A 14,199-nucleotide genomic window follows, 5' to 3' on the forward strand; every position below is an offset into this window, starting at 1 on the left:
AATTCTTTATTGTTCTTATTTTTTATTAAAAAATGTTTTAATCACTTTTTCAATTCTATACTTATCGTCTATCGTTAGATTTGAACCAGATGGCAAACACAACCCTTTTTCAAATAGTTCCTCAGCAACTTTAGCACCGTAAAAAGGGTATTTCTCAAAAACTGGTTGCAAATGCAACGGTTTCCATAGTGGTCGGCATTCGATATTTTCACTTTCGAAAGCATTTCTCAAATTCTCTTTACTTATATTATTTTCAACATTTGCTTCAATTAAAACCGTGCTAAGCCAATAATTGGGAAAAAAATCATTGCTCAAAATCTCAAATAAACTAATGCTATCAATATTTTGAAAAATATCTCGATAAAACAAATGATTTTCACGTCTCAAAGCCACATTTTTATCTAGAATTTTCATTTGCCCTAATCCTATGCCTGCACAAATATTGCTCATTCTATAATTATAACCAATTTCGCTATGTTGGTAATGAACTGCTTTATCTTTTGACTGAGTTGCGTAAAAAATAATTTTCTCCTTAGAGTGTTTAGAATTTGTAATCAAAGCCCCTCCACTAGAAGTAGTAATCATTTTGTTACCGTTAAAAGAAAAAATGCCATAGGTTCCAAATGTCCCACATTTTTTGCCTTTATATTTACTGCCAAGGGCTTCGGCACTATCTTCAATAATAGGAATTTCATATCGATCTGCAATTGAATGAATTTCGTCAATTTTATAAGGTGTTCCATACAAATGAACAGCTATAATTGCCTTAGGTTTTTTACCTTTACTAATTCTATCTACAATAGCAATTTCAAGATTTCTGGGACAAATATTCCAGGTTTCTAGCTCGCTATCTACAAAAACAGGAATTGCACCTTGATATAATATTGGGTTTGCGGATGCCGAAAATGTAAAACTTTGACAAATAACTTCATCCCCAGCTTTTATTCCTAAGAGAACTAATGCCAAGTGAATCGCTGAAGTTCCCGAATTTAATGCCGCTACATTAACTGTATTTTCCAGGTAATTTTCCAACTTTTTTTCAAAACTATCAACATTTGATCCTCCAGATGTAATCTGATTTAAATCAATTGCGTTTTGAACATATTTTTGTTCAAAACCGCTTTGATCTGATAGAGATAAGAAAATTTTTTTTTTATCCATCTATTTTCCAATAATCAAAACTATACCTAACATCGTCGTCTTTAACATCTACGAGTGGTAAAGTTGAAAATGAAAGTAGCTTAGAATCTTTTTCTAATGATTGAATTGCATTGGCATAACCAGCAGGAATATGAACAATTTTACTATCTAAAGCCGAAACTGTGATAGTTTCTATTTTTAAATTTGATGACGGTTTTTCCCAATTATCAATTTTAACAAAATGGATTTTGAAAGACCCACATATGCAATAAAAGTTTTTAGCGTCAAGTTTATGCCCTTGCCATGCGCGAATTGGTTTCTCTTCAGAATTACTAATAACATAGAACCTTTCAATATTTCCAAAAGTAAAATCATTTACATAGGAAATACTTCCACGGTCATCTGAAAAATTTCCTCCTTGTATTATTTTAGGATCCATTCGAATTTAGTTTATTTCTTAAATCTTGAATGCCTCAGATTTATTTAGTTTTAACTTGTTCTTGTTTAACAAATAGAACTTCACTGTATAAATCAAAATCAGGGGGAAAACAATAATTACAAACAATACTACATCATTAATCTTTTGGTATAAAAAAACTACCAAAACAGAAATAGCAAGTTGTACTACAGCATAGTACAGCGATACTAATCTGTGTTGTATTTTATATTCATTACTTAAAACCTGATATAAATGCAATCGATGTGCTTCGAAGATATTTTGCTTCAAATACAAACGATGAATAATTGTACAAACTGCATCAACTCCATAAACGGCAAGAAATAATAACCAGATTAAGGAATTTGTTGCTAAAACAAGTTTTAATATTAAATAAATAACCCAAAAAGCAATTGCAATACTTCCAACATCACCTGCAAAACATTTAGCCTTTCTTCTAAAATTAAAAAAAAGAAAAACCAAACTCGCCATCATTGCATATTTTATAAAATTTGCATCGATAAAAAACTGTATATTTTTATTTACATACAATAACGAACTCATAACTACTAAAGTGTACAAACCCGTTATGCCGTTTATACCATCCATAAAGTTATAAGCATTTATTAAGCCAATTGCTAAAATATATGCCGCTGCAATTCCAAAAATATTAATAGAATTGAAAATATTCAGATCATAAAATATTAATGTTATTGCAAGAAAATGAATTGAGATTCTAATTTTATTTGACAAACTTTGAATATCATCCCAAAAACTAACTAAACTCACTAATGTAATTCCGGTAAAGAAAAAATAATTATTTTGAATGTGCTGTACAAAATAAAGTAATGCCGAAAACCAAAAAATGATTCCACCTCCTCTTAAAGTCACTTCAGTGTGTGAACTTCTTTGATTGGGTTTATCAATAATATTAAAATGATTAGCAACTTTAAAATAAAGCAGCATTAAAATCATTAGAAAGATTCCTAATATTGTATATTCCATGTATTTAATTAATTCCTTGGATCCAAATGTTTGGTTCACTATTAACAAACAAACATGAAAGCCATCCTTTTAAGGACATTCTTTCATATAAATCTATATCAACTTCGCTGTAGTCAGATTCAAAAAACTCTTTATTTAGCTTTATGTTCTCACGATCAATAATCAATATGTTATTAGGATTATAGAATTTATACTTTTTAACTTCAGCGTTTGTAGTAATCATTTTTCTTTTTGCACCTATTGTCTCAAAAGTACGCATTGTTAATCCTTTTTGTCCCGGATGATTTATGTCCAAAACAACTTTTGATTTTTGATACAGCTTAAATAAATCTTCTCCCTTTAAGCTTGTAAAGCTTAACTTTTTATAATCGAATTCTTTAAATGTGCGATCAAATAACTTTTTATAAAAATAAACTAATCTTCCCTGCATAAAGTAATAACAATATGACTTCAAGTGAGTTTTTTCACACCAATCTGCGATACTATTGCTTATTTTATATCTATCAGAATGTGCTGTTCCCAAAAAAAGCAAGTCGTTTTTTATTTCTACATTCGAAATAAGATCTATATCCTTATAAAAATCTAAATAAAAAAGTGGCCTAAATCCTAATCCATACTTTACAGCATCATCAGAATCAAATGAAAATTTCTTATGAAAATATTTTAAAATGTTCAAAGCATTTTTATTATTCGCAAAAGAGTCCCAAGTATAAAAAATAAACTCGCATTGAGGTTGAGCTTTTTGAATTTTTTCTAAAAAGAACTCCGGAACAACCTCTCCCTTATTTACGAATAAAAAATCATACTTTTTATCGCTTATGTCGCTTAATATTTTGTTATAATACTTATTTATCTGTAATTGAAGTAAACTCCTTTTAAGTCTAATAATCCCTTTTGTAAAGTTACTATTTGAAGGTCGCTCATCGTAATAGTCGACGTTGGCACCTAAAAACTCTAACTTTTTAATAATTTCTTTTTCGAGATTAAAAGTTTGAACAGAAAAGAATAATATATTTTTATTATTAAGAGCTTCTTCAATTATCATTTTAAAAGACCTTTCTTCTTCATTTCTTCTAGTGACTTACTTAATTTATCCTCCTGGATTTCTTGTTGTAATACCCAAGCAGAGAATTTCTCGATTCCTTCTTTAAAATAGACTGAAGGCTCAAATCCTAAAAGTTTTTTAATCTTAGTCAAATCAGCATAATTATGACGAATGTCACCTAATCTAAATCTACCTGTTACAGTTACCGGAACATTTATATCATAAGCTTTTATCAATGAGTTTGCAACTTCAAGAACATCAGTTGCTACACCTGTACCAACATTAAATACTTGTCCGTTTGCTTCTTCTTTTTCAATTCCAAGAATTGTTGCCGCTACAACATCATCTATAAAAACAAAATCTCTTGTTTCTTTTCCATCTTCAAAAATTTGAATTGGATTATTATTTCTAATCTGCGTAGAAAAAATAGATAAAATTCCAGTATATGGATTCGACAATGATTGACCAGGTCCGTAAACATTTTGATATCTAAAGCCAACAGGAGCAATTCCTATTGTTGGGCAAACTGTCATAATCATTTGCTCTTGATTTTGCTTTGTAATTCCATAAACAGATGATGGATGGATTTTAGAATCTTCGTCAGTTGCCAACAATTCAAGCTCTTGGTCATCAAAAAATGTAAGTTCAAAATTCCCAGCCAACATATCTTTTTCTTTTCTATGGATCGGATATACAATTCCTAATTCTGGATGTTTGTATTTCCCTTCGCCGTATATAGAACGAGAAGAAGCAATAACGATTTTTTCAACAGAATTATCACTATTCGCAAGTATATCAAGCATTATAGCTGTTCCTTGAATGTTCACTTCTGTATATTTTTCAATACAATACATTGATTGACCAGTTCCTGTTTCGGCAGCAAAATGCACTACTACATTTTGATTTTCAAGTGCTTTTGTCCAATCTTCTCTAGAAGTAACAGTTCCCTCAATAAAAGTAACTTTATCTTTTATACTCTTAAAAAGTGGAGAAGTAACTTCTGGATTTTCACCGTGTATTTGTTTTGAAAGATTATCCAAAACTGTAATTTTATGTCCTTTTTCTATAAGTTTAAGGGCCAAATTGCTTCCGATGAAACCAGCTCCTCCAGTAATTAAAATGTTTTTCATGATTTTTCTTCTATTTATCTAAAAATGTACCATCGGGATGTGTTCTATCCCAATTTTGATTGCTAATATTATATCTTTTGACAATTCTTGCTGGTGATCCCACTATAACAGAATAATCTGGAAAAGCTCCCTTTACAACACTGTTTGCTCCAACCACACATTGCTTTCCTAAAATTGTTCCAGCTTGGATACAAGCTCCGATGCCAATAAAACAATTTTCACCAATTTGAGTTTCTTTAATTATATATTTCTGCTTTAATATATGGACTCCAATTTCCTCATAATCATGATCAATGTTAGTTATAAAAACATTTGCCAGAATAGTTGTGGATTTTCCAATAACTAAATTTGAAGATGACGTAATGTGAACATTTTGTCCAATAGAAACATCATCCTGAATTTTTATTACTCCATTTTCTCCATGAGTTTCCATTCTTACTTGAGGATAAATCCTAACATATTTGCCAATGAAAATTTTCCTGCTTCCTTTTATAATTACTGGTTTCCCAATATATGTAGGGAATTGAATTTTTCCAAAAAAAGGGGCATATAGAAAAGCTCTTAGCGCCCAAAAAAATTTGTAAATCATTTTTGTGTTTTAATAATTAAAACTCGAATCAATCCGTAGTAAAGTAGTTGAAATCTATACTCGAGTTTTTGATATAAAGATAAATGCGATTGAGACAAAGTATTTGAATTAGTTTCATTGTGCCTTCTATAGTACATGCAGGGCGTTTCAATAAATTTAACCTTATAACATAGTTCAGAAATAAAACCAAACCACCAGTCATGAAACAATAACAAATTTTCTGGCATTGGAAGAATTTCTTTTAAAATTTCTTTTCTAAATGCCAAACAGCATCCCAGATAGCTACTTCTATAAAAATTTTTGAAAAATCCTTTTCCAGATTTCGCCACTTGAAAATAAGAATTTTGAACAATATTATTAGAATCGTCAGTTACTATACAATTAGAAACAACTAAATCATATGTTTTTAATTCATTAACACAAGTTTCAACTTTATTTGGCAACCAAACATCATCTTGATCTGCAAGAAAAACATAATCACCTTTAGCATTCTTTAAAGCATTTTGAAAGTTATGATTAACTCCTTTTTTGGAATAATTCTTTACAATCAAAATTCGTGGATCTTCAAATTCCTTAATAATTTTTAAAGTATTATCGCTCGAACCATCATCCGAAACAACAATTTCATCCTCTAGCTTTAGCTGTACAAGAATAGAATTTATTTGCTCTTTAATATACTTTTCGCCATTATATGTGGCTATACACACTGAAACCATTTTATTATAACTGTTTTTGTAATTCTAATAATCTTGAAAAAACTACCAAAGTAATTAGTATCATAGATAATCCTATTGGATTATTCATATATGGGTTTGTTCCTGATTGTAAAATAATAAAAATCACACTTAACAAAAAAGGAAGCGCTTTTTTTTTATATTCTTTATTTTTTATATTAGTATACATTAAAAATATATAAATAAACATCCCAAACCAGAAACTTAATCCCAGTAATCCTTGTTTATGAAAAATTTCTAACAAAGAAAGCTCCATACCTCTGGGCCTAATTGGAACACCGATCCCAAAACCATGTCCTATGAAAAAACTAATGGGATTTACATTTGATAAAACCTGATCTATTTGAACAAATCTTGCACTATCTGATCCTGATTTATCACCTAAAGACTCCATAAGAAATGATAAGCCAACTAATACCATTACCATAACAAGAGATGTACAAATCTTTAAAAGAACATTTTTATTAATAAAAAAGACATAATATATTCCTATCAATGTTGTAAATAATATGAAACCTCTGGTTAATGTTAGTACTATTGAAAAAAACAAAAAAAACAGCATCCACTTGCTATACCATTTATTTGAGAAAAGAAAGAAAAAAAAACCTATACATAAATACAAAAATCCTTTATATATGAATAAGGAATCATTTCTGAACATTATTTCTCCAATGTCATTCTGTTTTTCATAAAAAGAAGAAAAATCAATTATTCCATATAATAACAACAAAATAACTATTATATATATTACGGCTAATATTATTGATCCTTTTTTTATAATACTTCCAATTCTGTCAATATCTTCAATTTTCTTAATAACCAAAGAAAAAAATAATATTATGTAAAAGAAAAATAAAGGTTTTAAATCCCCTAGAATAAATTCGACAGGAGCATAATTAAAATATCCAACTATACTGCTAAATGTCGTTAAAATAGTAAAAAAAACTACTAAAACTATTATATCTTTTTTTACAACTTTTTTATTTAAAAAATATATAAAAGATACTGCAAGAGCAATCCCAAACAAAACCATTCTAAAAGATAATGGCCCAAGTTCGAGATAACGACCACCACCACCAATTACTAATTCATATAGAATAGGTACAAATAGCAACTTTAAAAAAAACAACAGATCAAAATTTACTTTTTTAAACATTTAAAATCTTTTTTAAAGTAAATTTATAGTAATTTTTATTTTGAAGTTTTAGTTGTTTTAAGAGCCTAACAATTAATCTCAATTTAAAAACAAAAAAACTTAACAAATTTTCTTTCTTTATAAAGAAACATTCTGCCTCCAACATCTGTCGATATCTCTGAATAGATACACTTTCTTCAAAATTTTCATGAACAGATAAATCTTGATTAATTATCGCATTTAGTAGAAAAATATTGTTTCCGTCTTCAAATATTTTTCTAAAATACCAATGATCCAACATATCTAAAGTGTACCTATCATTAAATCCATTAATTGACTTAAGATAATCAACCTTTAAAAGTGTGCCTGAATTAATACCGCTTATTTTAGAGTTAATTATACCTCCAGGATGTTGAAGAGGTCTACAAACACCTCCTACTAACATTTTTGCAGGAGAAATTTGCATATTATTTGTTAGTGAGATAACTCTGGGAATAATAGCAACCGTTTTATCTTCTAATTGATCTTTTTTTAAAATTTCGATCGCCTCAATATACTTCTTTGAAAAACAGGTATCTTGATCTAATAATAGTAACCATGAGCTTTTTTTGTCTACAGCTAATTTTAGTGCATGATTATATGCTTTACTAAGCCCCGAGTTACTATTATCATGAAAATATGTGACTTTAAATTTTTTATGAGTAAAACTTTCCTCCTGATATTGTTTCTCTGGACTATTGTCATATACAAACAGTTTAATTTCTTTATCTAAAGAAATTTCCAATGTTTTAATAGTTCTTGAATCTTCTAAATTTGTCTTATAAAGGACAATAACAATAAATATCTCTTCAACAAACTTCATATTATTCTATCATTCTTTTTAACCAATGCTCAATGCTATAGCTAGACCTAATTTCTGATGGAACTGGAATGTATTCAGATTGAAAAAAAGATTTTTCTAAAACTGGATCATTGCGATCAATTATAAAAATATTATTCGGATTATAGAAATCATAGGCTTTAATATCCTGATTTGTTGTAATAATTTTTCTTTGAGCTCCAACTAGTTCTATCGTCCTCATTGTTAATCCTGTTTGAAAAGGATGAGCAATATCTAAAACAACTTTTGAATTAAGAATATTCGCGAAATTTGTTGCTGCAGAAATAGGCTTAAATATCAAAAACCTTTTGTTGTTTTTTAATTGTCCTCCTAAAATACTTTGAATAAAATAACTAAAATAGCCCGTAAATAATATAAATTGAAACTTTAAATTATTTTTTCCGCAATATTCTGCTATTTTTTTTATTAAAATCAATCTATCTGAATGATACCATCCTAAATGATAAATATCGTTATTTTGAACATAATCATCCTTTTGATTTAAATATTCATTTCTAAAAAACAAAGGATTAAAAGTAAATTTATCATTATTAGTACAGTCTAATCTATCAAAAGAATATACCTTATCAAAAAGATGTAACTTATCTTCAATATCTTTGATCCTACGCACTGAGTCCCACAAGTACAAAACAAATTTAGCATTGCTATTTAGGTTTTTCAAAAGTTGTATTGCACTCTTTGCGAAACATTCTCCTTTTATAATAAAAATTAAATCATAATTTTTATTCGAATTTTCAACTATCCAAGAGCTATGTTTTGCTTTGATCGCTTCAATTTTCTCCTGTTTTTTGAGTCGAGAATAAAATCGATATAATAATGTATTAGGAGGCGTTTCTGAAAAATAGTCTACCTCATAATTTTGCTTCTTAAATTCCTTGACAATAGCATCTTCGTAATCATAAAACCCAATACCAATAAATAAAACTCTTTTTTTAGTCATTATAATATACTTAAGCTACGAAATTTCCTTTATCATCCGTTTTTCTCCAAGCAGAAGAATCAAAACAATAACGTTTAATTATTTTAGCAGGAGAACCAACTAAAATACAATAGTCTCCAAAAGTCCCAAAGACAACACTATTTGCTCCTACTACACAATGTTTACCAATCTGCGTACCAGGTAGAATGACCGCATTGTTATAAATTTTACAATCCTCCCCAATGCTTACCGGATTAACTCTCAGTGACTGTCTTTCAACTGGTAAATTAATATTTTCATATGGATGATCAATATCCGTAATTGTAACATTTGCCGCAATAGCGGTGTTCTTTCCCAAAAAAATACTTACTGCGCATGTTAAATGTAAATTTTGCTGAATTGTACAATTATCACTTATAACAATATGAGGAGAATACTTTACTCCTTCATAACTTGTTACTGCTTCTATTCTAGAATTCGGCTGAACAAAAACATTATCACCAACAGAGATATACTTTGGAGTTATGATCATTGAATTCTTTATAAACACATTATTACCTAACTTCCTAAACTTTCCTTTATTATTAAAATACCAAAATCTTCTTACCAAGAAATTAAAAATTCTATCCATAATTATATCTGGTTTATCTTTTTATTAAAAAATTTAGTTTTAATAAAATTGAGGTCGATGTTTAAAATTTTAAAACTAAGAGCAACAAACAATAAAGAAATAAAAGTTTTTATAGCGATGTTAGGCAAAACTTTAAAATCAAATAATGAATCATATATAATTGGTACAATAACCACAAGCAGCATTAATAAAAATTGAGTAATAATATATTTTTTTTTAATAACTGTATTATATTGAAAGATAACATTAGAAAACAAAAATGAAACCGCTGAAGCTATTATAGCACCATAACAGCCATAAAAAGGAATAAAAATCAAATTAAGAACCACTGAAATAATAGCAGAAATTATAGAAACTACTGAAACCATTTTTTGTTTTTTATTAGCTATCATCAAAACATTCAAATATGTATTAATTCCCGCAATAACAACAGACACAATAAAAAGTGGAACTAATTTATATCCTTCCCTAAAAGCACCTGAAGTTGCAATAATAAAAAATTCTTTACTAAAAATAGAAGCCCCAAAAGCTCCAATGAAAATTGCTACTAAATAAATTTTGTATAATTTTAAGTTAGTTTCTTGAAAATTTTCATTAAAATACTCTTTAAATAATATGGGCTCAAATGTTTTATATAGGGCCTGGATTACAATATTTAAAACTGTTGCTAAAGTGATGGCAACAGAAAATATCCCTAGTTGATCTAATGAAATATATCTTTCCAGAATAACCCTGTCACTCAAAGACACAAATAAAAAAGCCAAACTGCCGGGCAAAATAGGCAATGTAAAATGTAATGCTTCTTTGATCAACTTAAAATTTATCCTGAAAATACTATTTTTATAAATCATATAAAAATAGATAAACATAAAAGGAATATTTACAACCAGACGCGCATAATAACTACCTAAAAGACCTTGATTGTAAACAACCACTAAAATGTAAACCATCAAAAACTGCAGTAATGTTCTTGAAAGGCTCAACATTAAAAATCCTTTGGCATTTTCTTTGACCCTGTATAAAACTAAAGGTATAATAGAAATGACATCAAAGAAGTTATTTAAAATTGCTAATTGAAAATATGGCTTAAATGGAATATTAACATTAAAAAAATCAATTAGCATTGGAAAAAAAAGCATTTGAAAAAGAATCAAGATACAATTAAAACCAAATATAAACAGAAAGACGCTACCAATAAGTTCTCTTCTGGATTTTTCATCTTTTGAGCTGTAATAATGACGTAAAACAAAAGTGTTTAATGACAATGTAGCAATTACAAATACAAATGTCATTACTGAATTGGTATAGCTTACTATCCCATATTCATCTGCCGAAAGATATTTTGTTAAAATGGGTAATAAAAGAAATGATATAATTCTGGGAACAATTTCTCCTATTGAATAATATATCGTAGTTTTTACGAGTTTTTCAGACATTCAAAAAATGATTTAAAGCGTATAATAAGCCATTCAATTTATTAACTCAAAGAATTTACAAATTGATTAAACTTATGGGAATCAAAATTTTTAAAGAACAAATTTTCAGTGTTCTCATCCTCAATAAATTCTTTATCAAACGCTTCTGAGATTTCACCAGCATTATTTATAAGGTTTATATTTGGCAAATCAAAAACATGTTCGTGTCGCTGATAGGTTTGTTTTTTATATATGAATGCATTTTTTTTCAAATGATAAGCTTCGTAAAGAGCTGTCGATTGTATAACTAATATTGCTTTTGAAATTTCCAGCAATTCATAAACACTACTCTCATTTGAATAAACGCTTATATTTTTAAAGTTTTTAAATTGATCTATATAATATTGTTTTTCGAAAAACTGATTGGGATGTAATTTAAAATACACTGGGATATCTTTATTAATAGAAGCAAAATCTATTGCCAAATTTTTCAAATTTTCACCAAACACATCAGAACTTGCAACCAACAAGCCAGTTGCATTATTTTCTATTTCTTTGAGATCTTGGCTATTGTCTTGACTATTAAAAAAATAAGAATTTCCGATTGAAATATTTTTTTGTATTGGAAAATTTAATCCTTTCATCCAAAAATCAGAAAATGAAAAAAAATAAGTAGGTAAATAAATCTGATTCTGTTTATAATCAATCAATCTAGAATAGCTGTAAGCTAAATGTGCACTATCAATAATCCCATGTTGCATTTCAATAATTGGAATATTTCTTTTTTTACCAGCCTGAAAAAGTCCTTTTTGAATACCATTTTGAGTAATAAAAATTGCCTTAGGTTTTTTAATTTTAAAAATTATTGAATAGTAAAAAAAATCAATTTTAAAATCTACAATCACCCTATTAATATCCTCATTTGTAAAGGATGAATTTGAAAATTCCTTTTTAATCAGAGAAATTAACTCTGAATAATCTTCATTCTTTTTATAGAATATCTTTGCAATTCTTCTAAAGATAGATATGGGATTAAATAAGGTGTTTTCGTAAAACCATTTTTCTTTACTTCTTTCAAAACTTTCAAAGGCATAGTAACTTCTTCGTGGAACTGCGTTTAAGATATCTGCTAAATTTTGATCAAAAGCCTTACTATTTGAAATTTTATTTCTTGAAGCTGTAAAAAATAAAAAATCAACTTTTTTAGAAAAAAGAAAAGTAATAAAAGACTTAATTTCTTTAAATATTTGCTTCTTAGAAATTACTGCCTGCTCATTTTTTACATTTGATTTATGATTCCATAACAAATGATAAAACAATTCAAAACGTATTAAATCCCAATAAAATATACCCTTTGATTCATTACTAAATAAATTGTATTTTTCTTCAAATTCAAAAAAAACATTTTGATTAAACTCTTGTTCCTCTTCCTGCATAAATTATATTCTGTGGCTCAAATTTAAAAAGTTATTAAGTTTTACTTTTGAATATCTTACTCTACAGACCAAGGGCACTTAATTTAATATTTTGGATATAAACATCTGAGTGCTTTGCCTTATACCTATCATGCGAGGAGTAATAACTAACCCATAATTCTCCATCCTTTATTACCATTCCTGCATAACCACAATCACCTCCGCTAGGATATACAAACAATTTCTTATAGGTATTATCGTCCAAATCATAACTATAAAGAACCACTTTCATAGCTTCAGAATCTCGTCCTGTAATTAGCATTTTGTTTTTATAAAAAATAAAATTTGGGCCTCCTAACGATAAGACCGGAATCTTATTAATGATCTGAAAACTCTTCTTATTAGCCTCGTTTACTATTTTTCCTAAAATTAAATCTCTACTTCTTATAATTGCATAAAACTGACCTTTGTCATCTACACGAATTGTTGTTTCCCCTCTAAAAGGAAAAGTGTTTTCTATTAAATTCGTACCCTTAAAGTCTAAACCATCTGTACTTTCATACATATCAAACACTGAGCTTCCTGCTGTAAAAGTGTAGCCAAATGAGTATGCCCTCTCTTTATACCATGTAATTCTCCAAGGCCAGGCCTCGTTTCCAGTGACTTTCGAAGTAATTTTCTTTAAATTATCAAGATGAACATTTTCTAACTCTCCAAAATAGGTCCCGTCTAAATATACAGATCTATAATCTGAAAAACTTAAAAGTTCTTCATTATTATATTTAGAACCATGGATATATACCATTAACTGATTACCATTTACTGAAAACTTTGGATCTCTTAAATCAATTCCATCTACTTGAAAAGTTTTAACTAATGTCCAATTCTCATTATCTAGCCGTGTGTATAAGTTAATAATTCCATCTTTCCCATAAGCATGACTATCAGATTCTCTAAAGATTAAAAACCATCTCTTTTTAAAATATACTAAATCTGTAAAATTATAAGAAGCATTATCATCATACGGGACTAAAGAATTCACTTTAACACCTTTATTATCAGATGAAATATCTTGTGACGAACAGGAAATTGCTGAAATTATAAATAAAATCAGTAGTATTTTTTTTTTCATTAGCCTATAGTGTTTTACTTTTATTAGACAAAAATAGAATTTAAAACCTTATTGTTTAAAGCCTTCCAAAGAATCGAAATACGAATTTAATGCTATTTCAATGTTATTTTCTCCAATTATTTTTTCTACAAATTCTCTAAAAACACCTTCACCGCCTTGTTTATCTAAAATTAAATTACAGTGTTTTTTGACATAATTTGGAGCATCAGAAGGACATCCACTTATCCCTACCTTTTTCAGTACTTGTATATCATTAATATCGTCACCAATATAAGCAATCTCCTTAATTGATATATTAAGTTTTACACAAAGTTCTTCAACAATTTGCAATTTATTTTTAATACCCATGAACAAAATATCTATACCTAATTTATTGGCTCTATTTTGTACAATGTTATTTTTTTCTCCCGTAATAATTCCAACTGATATATTAAGCAATCGACAAAAGAGGACTCCAGCACTATCAGAAGTATTGAATTTTTTGAATTCATTACCAGTATTATCATAATACATACCGCCATCGGTCCAAACACCATCAATGTCAGTAAGAATAAGTTTCGGGAGAATCATAA

The 14,199-nt window shown here is 28.2% G+C and carries 15 protein-coding genes; all 15 read right to left on the bottom strand.

Going from position 1 to position 14,199, the window contains the following annotated elements:
- Window positions 1–15: 15 nt before the first annotated feature.
- On the bottom strand, window positions 16–1,161 hold the full coding sequence (locus CHB81_RS10655; RefSeq protein ID WP_089351887.1) for a DegT/DnrJ/EryC1/StrS aminotransferase family protein: 1,146 nt from the start codon (window positions 1,159–1,161) through the stop codon (window positions 16–18).
- Window positions 1,154–1,579 (bottom strand): WxcM-like domain-containing protein, encoded by a 426-nt coding sequence (locus CHB81_RS10660; RefSeq protein WP_089351888.1) that lies wholly within the window; start codon window positions 1,577–1,579, stop codon window positions 1,154–1,156. Before CHB81_RS10660 ends, CHB81_RS10655 begins: the two co-directional genes overlap by 8 nt.
- An 18-nt stretch (window positions 1,580–1,597) precedes the next feature.
- Window positions 1,598–2,581, bottom strand: coding sequence for a glycosyltransferase family 4 protein (locus CHB81_RS10665; RefSeq protein WP_089351889.1), 984 nt, complete (start codon window positions 2,579–2,581; stop codon window positions 1,598–1,600).
- A gap of 4 nt (window positions 2,582–2,585) precedes the next feature.
- Window positions 2,586–3,626: a lipopolysaccharide biosynthesis protein gene (locus CHB81_RS10670; RefSeq protein ID WP_089351890.1), complete on the bottom strand. Its 1,041-nt coding sequence runs from the start codon at window positions 3,624–3,626 to the stop codon at window positions 2,586–2,588.
- The gene (locus CHB81_RS10675; protein WP_089351891.1) at window positions 3,623–4,756 is read right to left on the bottom strand and encodes an NAD-dependent epimerase/dehydratase family protein; all 1,134 of its coding nucleotides are present in this window, start codon (window positions 4,754–4,756) and stop codon (window positions 3,623–3,625) included. The genes CHB81_RS10670 and CHB81_RS10675 overlap by 4 nt, the downstream gene beginning before the upstream one ends.
- Before the next feature lie 10 nt (window positions 4,757–4,766).
- Complete coding sequence (locus tag CHB81_RS10680; protein WP_089351892.1) at window positions 4,767–5,345, bottom strand: DapH/DapD/GlmU-related protein; 579 nt, start codon at window positions 5,343–5,345, stop codon at window positions 4,767–4,769.
- Complete coding sequence (locus tag CHB81_RS10685) at window positions 5,342–6,061, bottom strand: glycosyltransferase family 2 protein (RefSeq protein WP_089351893.1); 720 nt, start codon at window positions 6,059–6,061, stop codon at window positions 5,342–5,344. The genes CHB81_RS10680 and CHB81_RS10685 overlap by 4 nt, the downstream gene beginning before the upstream one ends.
- Before the next feature lie 4 nt (window positions 6,062–6,065).
- The gene (locus CHB81_RS10690; protein WP_089351894.1) at window positions 6,066–7,235 is read right to left on the bottom strand and encodes a hypothetical protein; all 1,170 of its coding nucleotides are present in this window, start codon (window positions 7,233–7,235) and stop codon (window positions 6,066–6,068) included.
- Window positions 7,228–8,076 (bottom strand): glycosyltransferase, encoded by an 849-nt coding sequence (locus tag CHB81_RS10695; protein ID WP_089351895.1) that lies wholly within the window; start codon window positions 8,074–8,076, stop codon window positions 7,228–7,230. The genes CHB81_RS10690 and CHB81_RS10695 overlap by 8 nt, the downstream gene beginning before the upstream one ends.
- Window position 8,077: 1 nt before the next feature.
- On the bottom strand, window positions 8,078–9,055 hold the full coding sequence (locus CHB81_RS10700; RefSeq protein WP_089351896.1) for a hypothetical protein: 978 nt from the start codon (window positions 9,053–9,055) through the stop codon (window positions 8,078–8,080).
- Window positions 9,056–9,065: 10 nt separating this feature from the next.
- Window positions 9,066–9,665 carry a DapH/DapD/GlmU-related protein gene (locus tag CHB81_RS10705; protein WP_089351897.1) on the bottom strand — a complete coding sequence of 200 codons (600 nt, stop codon included), beginning with the start codon at window positions 9,663–9,665 and terminating at the stop codon, window positions 9,066–9,068.
- A 2-nt stretch (window positions 9,666–9,667) separates the two neighbouring features.
- Window positions 9,668–11,101, bottom strand: coding sequence for a lipopolysaccharide biosynthesis protein (locus CHB81_RS10710; protein ID WP_089351898.1), 1,434 nt, complete (start codon window positions 11,099–11,101; stop codon window positions 9,668–9,670).
- 41 nt (window positions 11,102–11,142) lie between these two features.
- Entirely contained in the window at window positions 11,143–12,516 is a 1,374-nt protein-coding gene (locus CHB81_RS10715) for a hypothetical protein (RefSeq protein ID WP_089351899.1), read from the bottom strand.
- A 61-nt stretch (window positions 12,517–12,577) separates the two neighbouring features.
- A complete protein-coding gene (locus tag CHB81_RS10720) occupies window positions 12,578–13,537 on the bottom strand; it encodes a hypothetical protein (RefSeq protein ID WP_132022377.1) in 960 nt (319 codons plus the stop codon).
- A gap of 138 nt (window positions 13,538–13,675) precedes the next feature.
- Complete coding sequence (locus CHB81_RS10725) at window positions 13,676–14,197, bottom strand: HAD family hydrolase (RefSeq protein WP_089351901.1); 522 nt, start codon at window positions 14,195–14,197, stop codon at window positions 13,676–13,678.
- Between the last annotated feature and the right edge of the window lie 2 nt (window positions 14,198–14,199).

It is taken from the genome of Flavobacterium sp. ov086 (assembly GCF_900187965.1).
Classification (GTDB): Bacteria; Bacteroidota; Bacteroidia; order Flavobacteriales; family Flavobacteriaceae; genus Flavobacterium.